The organism is Methylomonas rosea (genome assembly GCF_024505055.1).
Classification (GTDB): Bacteria; Pseudomonadota; Gammaproteobacteria; order Methylococcales; family Methylomonadaceae; genus Methylomonas; species Methylomonas rosea.
In genome coordinates this window covers 1-16,349 of the sequence record NZ_JANIBL010000032.1, presented here as the reverse complement: position 1 = coordinate 16,349, position 16,349 = coordinate 1, and the positions used below count along the sequence as shown (strand labels likewise).

Below are 16,349 nucleotides of genomic sequence, written 5' to 3'. Positions count from 1 at the left end.
TCCCCTTTAAAAGACCCAACTGCATCCAGCGTTATTTATGCCATTGCCTTGCGGATCGACTCCAGCGGCACTAGCGAAATCAATGCTCTAAACACTAAGGCATTATTATTGTTGACGAGGCCGTAACATTCGTAATCCAAGGGTGTAGCGTTCAAATCGCCAAAATCGTGCGCGGCACAATCCGCTGCGGGTTTGATCAAAATATGCACCGCATCGTTACTTCTCAGCTGCGCCAAACAGCGTCTGTCGATAGAAATTTTGTGCGAAGTATAGACCATGGGATTGCGCTCAAAATCGTGCAGCCATTTCAAAGCTTTTTCCAACAAAGCACTGGACAGCAACGCGCACGGAAACATCTCCGGGAATATCACCTTATCCTGCAATTCGTCGAAATACTGGGTTTGATCGCGTAGCGATGCGCAGAGAAAATTCTTGGCGTTGCTGGTCATCATGAACTTACGCTTCAGAAAAAAACCATTATTCAAAAAACAACGGTCAGGCTGGATCTTTAATTCGCCGACCCGAGACAAATCCGGCTGCTCTAAAAACAGCGGTTCGGCGGTTTCTTTTTTATAGCCGGTCAAAGCCAATTTGCCGTCGGCCTTGACGATAATCCGATTACTCAAGCTTGGCGATGGTTCGTTCTTAAGTATCGATTCCTTAATATCCACTTCAATCGCCTGGTTAGGCTTAATGGCATTGGCAAAGGTAAATTGGTAATTGCTGAAGTTCAAGCCCTGTTCGGCGATCAATTTTTCTTCGTCATGTTGCCGGCGATAGTCGGCAATCTTGCCTTCTATCAGAGACTCTAATTGAAACCCCAAAGTAATCGGGCCATTAAACGGATTGCCGTTAATGTTCTGCCACTTCCGGCTATCGTGGAACAGATTGAAATCGTCAGTGGAATTGCGGGCGATGTCGATATGCAACTGACTAAAAACATCGGCATTGATTGGATTCATAGAGGCGGCCTCCGCTGGGCTTTGAATATGGCGTTTCAACTCGCCGCATGCTACCACCTATCAACGGCTTCACAAACTGGCAAAGGTTGCATACGGCTTAAGCTTGCCGAGCGTCAACATCCAAAGCTTGCAGGGGGGGCACCTACCGCCTAGTCTTCAGCATATTGCGAAATAGTGAGAAAAGCCGTTTTTACACATCATTTCCTACCGTGTTTCCAGGCCGTTGTTGAAAACCTGTTGGCTGATCACTCAACAAGTTGTGGATAAGTTGCCGTTAAAAAGTGTTGTTTTAGTTATCCCCAGACTATAAACAACTAGAAAGTCCAACTTATAACAGTATTAATTGTTAGTAAACTATTGAACTAAATAACTTAAGTTCGCTTTTCCACAGATTTTTCAGAACTAGTAGTAATAATAATCTTTAGATCTTTATAAAGTTATTACTATTATTGCGATAAGATTCTGGGGTTTAAGCCTCCAAAAACATCAATCTTCCGTAGGCAGTTGTTCAGTCAGGCTTTTAGGCAGCTTCTTTTTGACTTTCACGCCCAATTCTTCTAATGCGCTGGCCTGACGCAGTAAGTTGCCGCCACCGCTACTCAGTTTATTGACGATACCGTCGTAGGTCTTTTGTACCGTGCTGAGTTGGTTACCCAATTTTTCTATGTCTTCGACAAAACCTCTGATCTTGTCGTACAAGCTGCCGGCCTTATCCGCGATCAAGCGCGCGTTTTCGTTTTGTTGTTCGTAGCGCCAGATGTTTTGCACGGTGCGCAAAGTTGCCAGCAAGGTAGTCGGAGTAACGACGACGATTTTGTGCTCGAACGCATCGTTGAATAACTTCTCGTCAGCTTGGAATGCGGCCATGAAAGCGGCTTCGATAGGCATAAACAGCAACACAAAATCCAGTGACCTTAGACCTTTTAAACTGGAGTAGTCTTTATTGCTCAAGCCTTTGATGTGGTTTCTCACTGCATCGGTATGTTGCTTCAAGGCTTCGATACGCTGGTTGTCGTCATCCGCCGAGCAATAACGCTCGTAAGCCACTAACGAAACTTTGGAATCGATGATCACATCCTTATTTTCCGGCAAGCGAACGATCACGTCGGGTTTGAATAGGCGATTGTCTTCGTCACGGAATGAGCCTTGGGTTTCGTATTCGATGCCTTTGCGTAAGCCTGATTGTTCCAAGACTCTTTCCAAGATCATCTCACCCCAATTACCTTGGGTTTTATGATCGCCTTTCAAGGCTCGAGTCAGGTTCAGAGCTTCCTGATTCATTTTGGCGGTGTCTCGGCGGAGCGAAACGATTTCCTCGCGCAATGAAATGCGGTCCTTGGTTTCGTTGTCGTAAACGCTTTCAACCCGGTTTTTGAATTCGCCCAGTTGCTGCTTTAATGGCGCGACCAGATTTTCGATGCTGGTTTTGTTATGTTCGGTGAACTGCTTGCCACGTTCTTCGAATATTTTGTGGGCCAAATTCTCGAACTGGGTTTTTAACTGATTTTCCGCGTCTTGCAGTAGACGGATTTTCTCTTCGTTGTGTTTATGCTGCTCCTCCTGGCGGGTGTTAAGTTCGGCATTCTCGGTTTTCAATGCCAGCAACTGTTGCTGCAAACTTTGCAGCTCAGTTTCCTTTTGAGTCAACAATAGCGTGCGCTCCTCGGCTACCGCCAATTTGACTGCTTGTTGTTGGAGTTGCTGTTGCTGTTGCTCTAACTGACTTTGCAACTCGCGATGCCGCTTACCGCTCAGCCAGGCGCAAACGGCATAGCCAAGTAACGCCGCTAGCGTTAGTGATGCCAGCGCCATCCAAATCTCTTCCATCAGAATCTCTTAATGACTAAAACGTGCGGGTTAACGTGGTTTGATGGACAAATCGCCGATGGTAAAACCAATATCAAAGCCCTTGCCTTTGCCCAGCATGACCAAGGAAATTTCGCCCCGGGTTAATACTTGTCTATCCACCGAGTTTTTAAACCCAAAGTGATTGCCCAGCGAAACATAATTGCCGAATATTTCGCTGATATATTTGACGTCGGTGAAATAGGCTTCTCCCTCTATCACCGAATAACCGATCGTAAAGCCGATGCTTTTTGACGACAGCGCCACCTTGGCTTTTTGGCCGTTGCGGCAGCTTATTTCCCCGGTACCATCGTATTGTTTATACGCCAGCGAAAATCCCTCCAACTTGTACGTCATGCTGCAAGTACCCAGTTTCTTTTCACCGAATTGCTCGTTAAAGTCAATCTCGGCTTGGTTAGGCTGACTGGTATCGGCGGCTTCCGGTACGGCGGGTGTTGGAGTTTCCGATGGCTTTGGAGATGGCGCGTCGGTTAGCGGATGGGTGACAAAATCGGCATGGCTTAAACCTGAAAACGCGGTAGATAGACAAACCGCACCAATCAGCTTCAACCCAAAAATCGGATGTTTGGCTAACTTGAAATGTCGGTACCCGTGTTTTTGTTTTTGGGCTGCTAAGCGCGATCCGTTGTTGTTGAACTGCTTATTCATCTGTTTCGTCCAATTCAGTTAAAGACTGCTGTTTTCCGGTTAAATTGGGAACGATTGTAGGCTTGTGGATAGTGAGTGGGAACCAGGGAATTGAAAATTGCGCCAGCTGAATGCCGTCAGTGTTGATCGTAATGTCCGCCGATCGCGAAAATATAGATGTAGCTGTCGTCGAACTTATAAATCAGCCGGTCTTTATGAGAAATCCGCCTTGACCACAGTCCGGAGAGATTGTGACGCAACGGTTCCGGCTTGCCCAAACCGGCTGCGGGGTCGCCGCGCAGCATTTCCTTAAGCAGTTTGCACAGCGCTTTGTGCAAAACTTTGTCTTTGTCTCTCAGCGCTTCGTAAACCGCCCAGGTATTGCCCTCAAAGACCAGCGATCTCATTAAATTGCTCATCGCTTGGCAGGTAGCCTTGGTTTTGAGTGTGTGTTGCGCCGGAAGCAGCGATTTGCGCCATCAGGCTGGCATTTTGCAACACATAAAGCGTTTCCTGCTCCCTCTCCCAATCGTCGGCGCTGATCACGACAAACGCCTCGCCGGCTCGGCGTGTCACTTTTAACGGCTCGTGATTATCGACCACTTGCTCGACGTAGCTTTTTAAATTGTCCCGGAATTGGTTGACGCTGACGGTTTCCACGGTGACTTTCTCCTGTACGGAAATACCGTACGATTATAAGACGAAAACAGGGATATAACTATAGGGAATGGACTATTGGGGCGGTCATTATGAAAAAGCCATGTTGTCAGGGAACGCTATCGAGAACCCTGACCTACCGGGCTTTACAATTGAGATGTGGCATTCAAGCCAGCAGTATCTACGCAGGCTTTAAGTGAGCAAATGGGTCTCCATAGCTCCAAAAAGCTCCCCCCTTGTATGTGTCCGGTAGCTTCGGTCCAAATAAGGCACTGCGCATTGGCAGATCGACAGATACATACTCATTGTTTACCGCATGGTGATAGAGTTGCAAAGCCAAAAATTGGGCACCAACTGCATTCAACACCGCTTCGAGCGAAGCGCTTGACAGGTTCGCGTAGCGCTCATGCTTTAGCTTATTGTAGCTCTTGCTCCACCAATTGGGCCTTTCGTCCGTTGTCCAGTCCCTCCAAGGTTCCAAAGTTAGCTCATAACGGGCAATGGTTACCTGACACTGCGTAAGCAGCGGATATTTAGTGAGTAGGATCGAATAGTACGCAGTGATCTTTTCTGCTCTTGCAGAAGGATCTAAGTGTGTGCAAAGTTCCTGGAAAATGGAGTCAACCTCTGAGGCTGCAAGTAAAATTAGCTTTGCAAATTCGTTCGAGTAACATGCGAAGTTAGCCTGTGAGAACTCCACGTATCGTGCACAAGCCACAAGCTCGGCCTCGACTGCTAGGAAGTAATTCCAATGCTTGGGTATCGTTGGCATTGAGACACACAATAAGTAATTAAAAAGTCTCCGTAACTCATCATATCTCCAGAAGACCGGACAGATAAGTTGGTGCTATTAGCTAGCACCAATCTACAATCCCTTAAACACTTCAGCTGCCGCTTCCACCGTCTGGCGCAAATCCTCATCCGAATGCGCGGCCGAAACAAATCCCGCCTCGAACGCTGAAGGCGCCAGATAAAAGCCTTTCTCCAACATCGCATGAAAAAAGCGTTTGAAACGCTCGACATCGCAAGCCATGACTTGGGAAAACCGGCTCACCGATTTTTCATTACTAAAGAACAAACCAAACATACCGCCCACCTGGTTGGTGGTGAAAGCGATGCCGGCCTGATCCGCGGCAGCTTGCATGCCTTGCAGCAGAGTTGCGGTTTTGGCGGTCAAGGCGTCGTAGAAGCCTTGCTGATTGATCAGTTCCAGGGTTTTTAAGCCGGCGGCCATCGCCACCGGGCAACCCGATAAGGTGCCGGCTTGATAGACCGGACCTAGCGGCGCCAGATATTCCATGATCTTGCGGCTGCCACCGAATGCACCGACCGGAAGGCCGCCGCCGATGATTTTACCCAGCGTGGTCAAATCCGGTTTGATGCCGTAAAGACCTTGCGCGCCTTGCAAGCCAACGCGAAAGCCGGTCATCACTTCGTCGAAAATCAACACGCTGCCGTATTGGTCGCAGACCTTGCGTAGGGTTTGCAAGAAACCCGGTTCCGGCGGGATGCAGTTCATGTTGCCGGCCACCGGTTCGACGATGATGCAGGCGATCTGGTCGCCCAGTTCGACGAAGGTGCTGCGCACGGCATCGCTGTCGTTGTAAGTGAGGGTAAGGGTGTCGGCGGCGACCGAGGCTGGCACGCCTGGGGAGCTGGGTACGCCGAAGGTCAAGGCACCAGATCCGGCTTTGACCAGCAGGGAATCGGAATGGCCGTGGTAACAACCTTCGAATTTAACAATCTTATCTCTGCCGGTGTAACCGCGCGCCAAGCGCAGGGCACTCATGGTGGCTTCGGTGCCGGAGCTGACCATGCGTACCATTTCTATCGACGGCAATAATTCGCAAACCGTTTGCGCCATCAAGGTTTCGATTTCAGTGGGCGCACCAAAACTCAGACCTTTTTCAGCGCTGAGTTTGACCGCGTCGATCACGGCAGGATGGGCATGCCCTAAAATCATCGGCCCCCAGGAACCGACATAATCGACGTAACGCTTGCCTTCACTGTCGTAGACATAAGAGCCGGACGCGCGATCGAAATACACCGGCGTACCGCCGACACCGCTGAAGGAGCGCACCGGCGAATTGACGCCGCCGGGAATATATTGTTTGGCTTGAGAAAATAGTTCGGAAGATTGAGTCATGGGGATGAAGGATAGAGAAATCGTGTAGGTTGGGTTTACCCTAAAAGGGCATAAAAGGCGTTAGCCGTAACCCAACACGTCGGCCTTGAATGTTGAGTTGTGCTTTATCGAGCTAACCCAACCTACATTGTTATTGCGGTTTGCCAAACAAATGCGGCCCTTTCGGTTGCGGTTTGTTTTGCAAACAGAAATAAGCCGCAGCGTCGAACTTGATCTGCAAGGTATGAGTGTCTTCGTGATCTTCCAGATATTTCTCAGCATCGATTTCCGACAGATCTTTCATGATGTGTTCGGCGATGCAGTCGCAACTTTCTTGAAAACGTTTTTCGTCGACGTCTTTGTTATTCGAATTTTTTAGTTCCCGCGCTACGCATTTGGCGGAAAATTCTTTTTCGAACTGGCGTTTCTCAGGTTCGGTAGCTTCGCCGCTATCAACTCTGTGTACCGCTTTTTTGGCAGTGCCGGCACTGGCTTTGGGGGTTTCTGCTTCATCGCTGGAGCAGCCGGCAATGGTCAACGCCGAAACAATCAACGTCGCAAAGAGATAAGAAGTTTTTCTAGTTTTCATAAGTGTTGTTAGTTTTATTTAGTTAAGTAAATTTTGCAGCAATGGCGCCAAGGTGTTTTGTTGTTGGCTTTGGGTTAAGCGGTTTGCGGTAATAATGCTTTTTAGTTGGTGCAAAGCCAGACTGAAATCGTCGTTAACGATTAAATAATCGTACTCCGGATAGTGACTCATTTCCGTCACCGCATCGCGCATGCGCCGGGCAATCACCTCCGGATTATCCTGACCGCGATTTTGCAAACGCTGGCTCAAAACCTCGATAGACGGCGGCAGGATGAAGATCGACAGGCTTTCCGGCAACATCCTTCTTACCTGCTGGGCGCCTTGCCAATCAATTTCCAAGATCACATCCAAGCCTTTGGCCAGATTATCTTCCACAGTCTGCTGCGCGGTACCGTAGAAATTATCGAAGACTTGCGCATGTTCCAAAAAGGCTTGCCGTTCGATCATGGCTTTAAACGCTTCGACCGCGACGAAAAAATAATCGACGCCATGCTGTTCGCCGCTGCGCATTGCCCGCGTGGTGTGCGATACCGACACGGCCAGATCGTCCATCTCGGCAATCAGTTGCTTTACCAGACTGGTTTTGCCCGCCCCGGACGGTGCGGAAATAATATAAAGTTTGCCCGAAATCATGTGTGTTTATGAGGGTAATCCATGCGGCCGTCATTCTTTTCTGATAACGTCCATAGAGTCAAGCCCTAAGCGGTCACTGTGGTATCATGCAAGGCCTTTCTAAGCCCCTTCTTGAATGCCGATGAGTGTGATTTGGAACAACTGCCTGGCCAAGCTTGAACATGAAATTCCCAGTACCGATTTCAGCACCTGGATCAGGCCGCTGCAAGCAGTGGAAACCGACAGCCAGTTAAAATTACTCGCCCCCAACCGGTTTATTATCGACCATATCAAACAGCATTTTTTCGCGATAATCGAAGATGCGGTCAACGAGTTTTCCAATGCGACATTGGCGGTGCAATTTGAAATCGGCAGTAAAAAATCGCCGGCCATCAAAGCGCCAATCCTCAGTAAGAGTCCGACACAAAAGAAGAACCAACCCAATTTTTTAAATAAAGCTTTCACCTTTGAGAGCTTTGTGGAAGGTAAATCCAATCAATTAGCCAGAGCCGCTTCGGTAACGGTTTCCGACAATATTGGCAAGGTTTACAACCCGCTGTTCATCTACGGCAGTTCCGGTCTGGGTAAAACCCACTTGATGCATGCCATCGGCAACGCGGTGTTGTTGAAAAAACCTGATGCGAATATCGTCTATCTGCATTCCGAGAAATTCGTACAGGACATGGTCAAGGCGCTGCAGCAAAACAGCATCAACCAATTTAAAGAGTACTACCGCAGCATCGATATTCTATTGATGGACGATATCCAGTTTCTGGCCGGTAAGGAACGTTCGCAGGAAGAGTTTTTCCACACCTTTAACAACCTGTTGGATAACAAGCATCAGGTGGTTTTGACCTGCGATAAATATCCCAAAGAAATCGATGGTTTGGAAGACCGCTTGAAATCGCGCTTCGGTTGGGGCTTGCCGGTGGCGATAGAACCGCCTGATCTGGAAACCCGTGCCGCTATCTTGATTAAAAAGGCCATGCAGGTCGGTGTGGATCTGGATCAAGACATCGCCTTTTTCATCGCCAAACGCATACCTTCAAACGTTAGAGATCTGGAAGGTGCGTTGCGGCGGGTGGTGGCCAATTCACAATTTACCGGCCGCGACATCACCCTGGAATTTACCAAGGAAGCCCTGCACGATTTGATTAGCTTGCAAGACAAATTGATCAGTATCGACAACATTCAAAAGACCGTGGCCGAGTATTTCAAGATCCGGGTAGCGGATTTGTCTTCAAAAAACCGCAAACAATCCATCACCCGGCCCAGACAGGTGGCCATGTGTCTGGCCAGAGAATTGACCTCCCACAGCTATCCGGAAATTGGTGATGCTTTTGGCGGGCGCGACCACACCACGGTCATTAATGCCTGTAAACGAGTGGCGGAGTTGAAAGACGACGATGTGAAGATAGCGGAAGATTACAAAAACCTGTTGAGAACCTTATCGCATTAATTGCGTGTAAGTTGTGGATAAAGTGTGCCGAAAATACGTCATTGAGGTTATCCACAAACCCCATACAAGCTAAAACGGTATCCGGCAACAATGTTTTATACATGCTAAGATTTTGATTTAAATTAGATAAACCTGGTTTTCCACAGCTTTTTGTTTACATAGTAGTAACAATATATAAAAGATATTTATATGAAATTTATTATTAGCAGAGATCAAATTTTGCCGCCGTTGCAGCAAATCGTCAGCGTTATCGAGAAACGGCAAACCATGCCGATTCTGTCCAACGTGCTGTTGCAAGCCAGCGACGAGCAATTGGTTATGACCGGTACAGATACGGAGATTCAGATTGTTGCTAAGTTAAATATCGAATCAATATCGCATTCCGGGGAAATCACGGTTCCTGCCAGAAAGTTTCTGGATATTTGTCGCTTATTACCGAATGGCGCGGAAATTCACTTCGAGTTACAAGACGATAAAGTCAAAGTCGTCTCCGGCCGCAGCCGATTTTCTTTGAGTACTCTGCCGGCCGAGCATTACCCTGAATTTAATGAGTCCGATTTTGAGCATGGTTTTTTGCTGAATGCCGGCAAATTCAAGAAAGCACTGGATAAAACCGTGTTTTGCATGGCGAATCAGGACGTACGCTATTACTTGAATGGTTTGTTGCTGAATGTCAGTAATTCCAAACTAAAACTGGTGGCTTCCGACGGTCATCGTTTGTCGATTTATGAAGACGATATCGGCCAAGCGACCGGTTATGAATCCCGCATCATCATGCCCAGAAAAGCGGTACAGGAACTGAGTCGCTTGCTGGATGATGCCGATGCCGAATTGAACATCCAGTTTTCCAGCAATAACATCAGAATTTTTTACAAGGATGTGGTGTTCTCTTCCAAACTCATAGATGCCAAATTTCCGGATTTCAGTAAAGTGTTCAATCAAAGCTTTATGAGTCCGTTACTGATTCAAAAACAGGTCTTGAGAGATGCGTTAACTAGGGTGGCGATTCTGTCCAACGAAAAGTACAAGGGCGTGACTTTCGATATTTCCGGAGATTTGCTGAAACTCAGTACGCATAATCCCGAACATGACGAGGCCGAGGAAGAATTGATCATCGATTATCAAGGCGAGCCCTTGAGTATTTCCTTTAACTCGCAGTACATGTTGGATGCTGTATCCAATCTCGATTCCGAAATGGCGGTGTTGACCATAGCCGGCAACGCCAGCAGTTGTTTCATCGAAGAGCCCGAACAGCCTTTGTTTAAATTTATTGTCATGCCGATGCGGATGTAGGTCGTTTAGCGATTATGACCCTGTTAAAGCTGGATGTGCTGGCTGTCAGAAACATCCATTCCGCAAGTATCTCGCCGTCGCCCGCCATTAATTTGATCACCGGCGCCAATGCCAGCGGTAAGAGTTCGCTGCTGGAAGCTATTTTTATTTTGGGTAGATCCCGCTCGTTTAGGACGACTCATACCAAGCAGGCCATTTCGTTCGATCAATCGCAATTGACCGTTTCCGCGCAAAATCGGCAACACTCCGGCTCGATCAGTACGCTGGGGATACAGATTGATAATAAGCAATGCCATATTCGCATCGACCAGGAAGATAGACAAAAAGCGGATTTGGCGTACGCGTTGCCGGTGCAATTGATTCATCCCAAGAGTTATCGTTTGCTGGACTCCGGGCCGCAAATCCGGAGAGAGTTTTTGGACTGGGGGATTTTTAATCAGCACAAAAACTTTCTACCCTGTTGGCGTAAGTTCAATAAAGCATTGCAGCAACGCAATGCCCTGTTAAAAACCCGGCAACTGAAACAGATACCCGCTTGGGATAAGGAGTTTTTGGAATACGGGCAGGTAATAAACGATTTTCGTGTTGCCTACGTGGCCAGCTTGCAACCGGTGTTTTTGGATATGGCGCGACAGTTCTTGAATAAAGACGATGTGGAATTAAGGTTCTTGGCAGGTTGGGATGACAGGCAAGCCTTGGACACTATTTTGAAAAGCGATTTGGATCGAGATATGCGTTACGGCTTTACCAATAGTGGACCGCACCGAGCGGACTTTCAAACCTATCAGGATAAAAGGTTGGCTAAAGACTATCTGTCACGCGGGCAACAAAAGCTTTTAGTTCTGGCGTTGATGTTGGCGCAAGTGACTTTATTGAACCAGGAAAGCCCCTATTCCTGCTGCATTCTAATTGACGATCTAGCATCTGAATTGGATGCAGAAAACCGGGCAAAATTGATAAAATACCTCGTTGGATTGAGTTGCCAGGTTTTTATCAGCAGTACTGACGTAGCTGATTTTGGTGACTTAAGTGCAATAGAAAACTATAAATGGTTTCACGTGGAACACGGCGACGTAAAACAGCTTTAAGGTTTCACGTGAAACAAATAATAAAAAACAACAAATCCCATCACACACGATTGACTTGGCATTTGTGTAACGCAAAAGCCGGGCATCGTTGCGGTAAAACACAACACAATGGATATACCCATGAGTGAACAATACGATAGTTCGAATATCACAGTACTTAAAGGATTGGATGCGGTCAGAAAACGTCCCGGGATGTATATAGGCGACACAGATGACGGTTCCGGTTTGCATCACATGGTATTCGAAGTAGTCGATAACTCCATCGACGAAGCGTTAGCCGGATACTGCAAAGGCGTCGATGTCGTGATTCACGAAAATGGCTCCATATCCGTTTACGACGACGGACGCGGCATTCCGGTCGATATTCACAAGGAAGAAGGTCGCTCCGCTGCCGAAGTGATTATGACTATCCTGCATGCCGGCGGAAAGTTCGATGACAACGCTTACAAAGTCTCCGGGGGCTTGCACGGCGTAGGTGTTTCCGTGGTAAATGCCTTGTCTGAAGAGCTAACGCTGAAGATTCGCAAGAACGGCAAGCTTCACATGCAAAAATATATCCTGGGCGAACCGGTAGCGCCCTTAGCTGTGATTGGCGATTGCGAAGGCAGCGGTACCTACATAAACTTCAAACCCAGCCCCACCATCTTCACCAATATCGAATTTCACTACGACATCCTCGCCAAGCGTTTGCGCGAACTGTCGTTTTTAAATTCCGGCGTACGAATCTCCCTGCGCGATGAACGGACCGGTAAAGAAGATGTTTTCGAATTCGAAGGTGGCATCAGCGCTTTCGTACAACATCTCAACAAAAACAAAACCCCGTTGTTTGAAAAAGTCTTTCACTTTATCGCCGAGAAAGAAGGCGTGGTGGTGGAAGTGGCGATGCAGTGGAACGACTCCTACCAAGAGAATGTTTTTTGCTACACCAACAATATCCCGCAACGCGACGGCGGCACGCATTTGGCTGGTTTCAGAGGCGCTTTGACTCGGACCATCAATCAATACATCGAAACCAATGGCCTGGCTAAAAAAGAGAAAGTTGCCACCACCGGTGACGATGCTCGCGAAGGCTTAACCGCTGTGTTATCGGTAAAAGTCCCGGATCCTAAGTTCTCCTCGCAAACCAAAGACAAATTGGTTTCATCGGAAGTTAAACCGCTGGTCGAATCGACCATGAACGAAAAACTCCAGGAATTCTTGTTGGAACAACCGCAAGTCGCCAAAGCCATCGTCAACAAAATAATCGACGCCGCCAGAGCCCGCGAGGCCGCTAGAAAAGCCCGCGAAATGACTCGCCGCAAAACCACGCTGGACATCGCCGGTTTGCCCGGCAAGCTGGCCGATTGCCAGGAAAAAGATCCAGCCTTATCCGAACTGTTCATAGTGGAAGGGGACTCGGCGGGTGGTTCCGCAAAACAGGGCCGTGATCGCCGCACCCAAGCCATCCTGCCGTTGAAAGGTAAAATCCTTAACGTGGAACGCGCCCGCTTCGACCGTATGATTTCATCGGAAGAAGTCGGCACCCTGATTACCGCGTTGGGCTGCGGCATCGGTAAAGACGAATACAACATCGACAAACTCCGTTATCACCGCATCATCATCATGACCGACGCGGACGTCGACGGCTCGCACATTCGCACCCTGTTGCTGACCTTCTTCTATCGGCAATTGCCGGAACTGGTCGAGCGCGGCCACATCTACATCGCGCAGCCGCCGTTATACAAAGTAAAAAAAGGCAAACAAGAACACTACGTCAAAGACGACAACGCCTTAAACCAATACCTGATTCAATTGGCCTTGGATAAAGCGCAATTACAAACCGATGCTGACACCCCGGTAATCCAAGGCCAAGGCCTGGAAAAACTGGCGACAGAATTTGCCGACGTGATGAGCATCATCAACCGCCTGTCCAGACGCTACGACGATCTGTACTTAGAGCAAATGACCTATATGCAGGTGCTAAGCGACGAAATCAAATCCGATCAGCAAAAGCTGCAAGCCTGGTTGGATTTGCTGCAAAAGAATCTGAACGAAGGCGGTCATAAAGTCATTTTCAACACCCAGCTAAAATATCGCGACAGCGAAGACTTTGATATAGAAGTCAGCAAACGCCTGCACGGTATTACCAAAAGCTTTGTCCTGCATGCACCGTTCTTCGCCGGCAACGATTATCAAAAAATCGCCCGCTACGTGGAAAAAACCCTCAGCATGTTCGGCGAAACCTCCGTCATGCGCATGGGTGAACGCGAACAGCAAGTGGATACCTTCAAACAAGCGTTTGAATGGATGATGAAAGAAGTTAAAAAAGGCCAGCACATCCAGCGCTACAAAGGTTTGGGCGAAATGAACCCAGAACAACTCTGGGAAACCACCTTGGATGCCAACAGCCGCCGCATGCTGCAAGTAACCATCAACGACGTAGTCGCCGCCGACGAAATCTTCACCACCCTAATGGGCGATGTTGTCGAACCACGCCGGGATTTCATCGTGAAGAACGCCTTGGATGTGGCGAACCTAGATGTTTAATCTAAAAATTTCAGGGATATTTACTGCATGACCCCTTTTTTAAAATGGGCTGGTGGTAAACGTTGGTTTATTCAAAGACATGCAAACTTTCTACCCCAAAAATTTAATTATTACGTCGAGCCGTTTCTTGGAAGCGGCTCTATGTTTTTTCACTTAAAGCCTACAAAAGCTTTATTAGGAGATATTAACCCAGATGTAATCACCGCATTTGAGGGTGTCAGATCAGATTGGAAGGGTATCGTTGCTAATCTGGAAATACACCAAAAATTTCACTCGGACCAATATTATTATCAGGTCAGAGACGAAGTTCCTGTTGATCAAATTGAACAAGCTGCTCGTATCATTTACCTAAACCGTACTTGTTTCAACGGGATCTATCGAGTCAACTTTAAAGGAATTTTTAATGTTCCTAAAGGATCGAAGCGAAATGTTTTACTTGGAACAGACGATTTTGAATCCATCGCTCAAATTTTAAGAAACTCACAAATTCTCAAAGATGACTTTCAGGTGCTCATTGATGAAGCCCAAAGAGGAGATTTAATCTTTGCCGACCCACCTTACACGGTCCGGCATAACTTAAATGGTTTTGTGAAATATAATGAAAAACTCTTTTCATGGCATGATCAGGAGAGACTTGCTGATGCGCTTATTCGCGCGAAATCCAGAGGAGTAAAAATTGTGATGACCAATGCCAATCACATTTCCGTCAGAGAACTCTATCAGGACGCCGGATTTTCTCTGACACCAGTGTCAAGGGTTTCGACCATTTCGGCTTCAGCCAGCAACCGAAAGCAATTTGAAGAACTTGTGATTTTATCCCACCCCAATGAACAAGGAAGCTAATGACCTCACTTGCATCGCTAGTAAATCATTCTACAACTCAAGGCAACCCAATCGAAGCTCTAAGAATATTTCTTGATAGAGAAGAAAATATGGAGAAGGCAAAGCAAATCAACAGTATGCGTTTTGTTGGCTATGTCTTAGACTTAGGTTACGACAGTGCTAAAATCATAACTAGCGATCCATACAAACTTGCCGTTGGAGGAATTCCACGCGGTTCCTTCTTGATTATGACCCCAATCAGTGCTGGAAACGTGCCTCCTCACTTCACGCTTCTGCGTGTAACGGGAGTATCCCCTACCCCCTTGAGTAACCAAGTTCAACAAACCTATTTCGAGCTCCACAAAAAATCAATGCCAGAGCTCGACCGCTGGACGCAAAGCGAACTTCAATGGGGTGCCCTCGATTGTGATGTGTTGGGTATGTTTTATGCGGATCCGACCAATATGCAGCGCCTAGCGTTTTCAGGTGATGTGAATAATGTAGTCAGCGCTCATAGATACAAGGTATTTGCACCGGATGAAGCACTCCTCAAAGTCATCGTCAACGGCACAGTAAAGGTAGAGCAACAATTTCAGATCGGTAAACTACGCACCATGGAATGTGGACTTTCCAGCAGTGGTGGTATTAGTAACATTCCTGTCAACATTTCGATTCTGGACTTCCGTGGTTGTCGAACTGCGATGTTTGGTAAAACCCGGCTGGGTAAATCTAACGTTGTGAAACTAATTGCTCAAGGTATCTTGGAATCAACGAAATCCGACAACAGCATTGGGCAGTTGATTTTCGACATTAACGGTGAGTATGCCAATGACAATCCTCAAGATGGGAATAAATCAATTCGTTCAGCTTACGAATCCCGATGCGAAGTCTATGCATTAACCAAGAGACCAGCGACCCCGTCGAAGCCGCTCCGTCTTAATTTCTATGAGAAGCCTGAATCTTGCATCGAAATCATTGCCTCGATGCTGGAGCAGGACAATAAGATGTCGAACTATGTACGCAGTTTTGCGAACGTGAAGCTGCCATCGATTGAGTCCATCGCGACAATGGGGCCAGACGAAAAGACTCGGCCAATTAGAAAGATTCAAATGTATTGGGCAATCCTAAAGAAAGCAGGATTTCAAGCAGATGAGTCACGTTTGCGTACCAAAGGTCTGACATCGAGAAACGCGAAAAACTTTGACCCACATTTCAATAGTTCACTCCGAACTGCCGCATATAAGGCAGTTCGAAATTCCGCACCACCCGGTGAAACACAAAGTCTCGATGCATTGGTAAGTGAGCTTGAGGTGATTGCTCAATTCAGGCGAGAAAACGCGAATGACCCTTCTCTTCAGTCATCAAGCGGGAAAGCAATGTTCGATGCTGATGATGCTGCGTTGCTTGAGTTTCTAAGCCCGGCAAGCGGTTCGGGGCCTACGATTTTGCGCGGATATATGGCATATCACGCGTCTGATGCGGGTGATTTTATTGCGGACATCCTTACGTTATTGGATGCAGGAAAGACCGTAATTCTTGACCTTGGTAATGCAACAGACCAGATACGGCGTTACTTTGCCGATATGCTATCTAAAGCAGTCTTTGGTCATCAAGAACGGAAGTTCGTTGGAAATAACCTTGCTGGCCATTTTGTTCAGCTGTATTTTGAAGAAGCCCACAACCTTTTCCCTCCCCAATCAAAAGATTTGACTGGTGTGTATGC

The 16,349-nt window shown here is 47.4% G+C and carries 14 protein-coding genes; 6 read left to right on the top strand and 8 right to left on the bottom strand.

Annotated features, from left to right (window positions below):
- Window positions 1–35: 35 nt before the first annotated feature.
- The 8 genes from NP589_RS11450 to gmk all read right to left on the bottom strand — a co-directional run bounded on the left by NP589_RS11450 (window position 36) and on the right by gmk (window position 7,459).
- Window positions 36–962 carry a hypothetical protein gene (locus tag NP589_RS11450; protein ID WP_256607105.1) on the bottom strand — a complete coding sequence of 309 codons (927 nt, stop codon included), beginning with the start codon at window positions 960–962 and terminating at the stop codon, window positions 36–38.
- A 486-nt stretch (window positions 963–1,448) separates the two neighbouring features.
- A complete protein-coding gene (locus NP589_RS11445) occupies window positions 1,449–2,789 on the bottom strand; it encodes a DNA recombination protein RmuC (protein WP_256607104.1) in 1,341 nt (446 codons plus the stop codon).
- 30 nt (window positions 2,790–2,819) lie between these two features.
- Window positions 2,820–3,476: a hypothetical protein gene (locus tag NP589_RS11440; protein WP_256607103.1), complete on the bottom strand. Its 657-nt coding sequence runs from the start codon at window positions 3,474–3,476 to the stop codon at window positions 2,820–2,822.
- Window positions 3,477–3,592: 116 nt separating this feature from the next.
- Window positions 3,593–3,862: a Txe/YoeB family addiction module toxin gene (locus NP589_RS11435; RefSeq protein WP_256607102.1), complete on the bottom strand. Its 270-nt coding sequence runs from the start codon at window positions 3,860–3,862 to the stop codon at window positions 3,593–3,595.
- Entirely contained in the window at window positions 3,843–4,115 is a 273-nt protein-coding gene (locus tag NP589_RS11430; RefSeq protein ID WP_256607101.1) for a type II toxin-antitoxin system Phd/YefM family antitoxin, read from the bottom strand. Before NP589_RS11430 ends, NP589_RS11435 begins: the two co-directional genes overlap by 20 nt.
- A gap of 862 nt (window positions 4,116–4,977) precedes the next feature.
- A complete protein-coding gene (hemL, locus tag NP589_RS11425; protein WP_256607100.1) occupies window positions 4,978–6,258 on the bottom strand; it encodes a glutamate-1-semialdehyde 2,1-aminomutase in 1,281 nt (426 codons plus the stop codon).
- A 130-nt stretch (window positions 6,259–6,388) separates the two neighbouring features.
- Window positions 6,389–6,826: a hypothetical protein gene (locus NP589_RS11420; RefSeq protein WP_256607099.1), complete on the bottom strand. Its 438-nt coding sequence runs from the start codon at window positions 6,824–6,826 to the stop codon at window positions 6,389–6,391.
- Window positions 6,827–6,844: 18 nt separating this feature from the next.
- On the bottom strand, window positions 6,845–7,459 hold the full coding sequence (gene gmk, locus NP589_RS11415) for a guanylate kinase (protein ID WP_256607098.1): 615 nt from the start codon (window positions 7,457–7,459) through the stop codon (window positions 6,845–6,847).
- Between the two features lie 121 nt (window positions 7,460–7,580).
- Here gmk and dnaA point away from each other — a divergent pair, with 121 nt between their 5' ends.
- The 6 genes from dnaA to NP589_RS11385 form a co-directional block, all read left to right on the top strand.
- Window positions 7,581–8,897 (top strand): chromosomal replication initiator protein DnaA, encoded by a 1,317-nt coding sequence (dnaA, locus tag NP589_RS11410; protein ID WP_256607097.1) that lies wholly within the window; start codon window positions 7,581–7,583, stop codon window positions 8,895–8,897.
- Window positions 8,898–9,086: 189 nt separating this feature from the next.
- Window positions 9,087–10,190, top strand: coding sequence for a DNA polymerase III subunit beta (gene dnaN, locus NP589_RS11405; RefSeq protein WP_256607096.1), 1,104 nt, complete (start codon window positions 9,087–9,089; stop codon window positions 10,188–10,190).
- A gap of 14 nt (window positions 10,191–10,204) precedes the next feature.
- On the top strand, window positions 10,205–11,278 hold the full coding sequence (gene recF / locus NP589_RS11400) for a DNA replication/repair protein RecF (RefSeq protein WP_256607095.1): 1,074 nt from the start codon (window positions 10,205–10,207) through the stop codon (window positions 11,276–11,278).
- A gap of 120 nt (window positions 11,279–11,398) precedes the next feature.
- Window positions 11,399–13,804, top strand: a complete 2,406-nt coding sequence (gene gyrB / locus NP589_RS11395) for a DNA topoisomerase (ATP-hydrolyzing) subunit B (protein WP_256607094.1) — start codon at window positions 11,399–11,401, stop codon at window positions 13,802–13,804.
- A 27-nt stretch (window positions 13,805–13,831) separates the two neighbouring features.
- Entirely contained in the window at window positions 13,832–14,647 is an 816-nt protein-coding gene (locus NP589_RS11390; protein WP_256607093.1) for a DNA adenine methylase, read from the top strand.
- The coding region (locus NP589_RS11385; RefSeq protein ID WP_256607092.1) for a helicase HerA domain-containing protein at window positions 14,647–16,349 on the top strand (1,703 nt) is incomplete at its 3' end. The genes NP589_RS11390 and NP589_RS11385, both read left to right, overlap by 1 nt.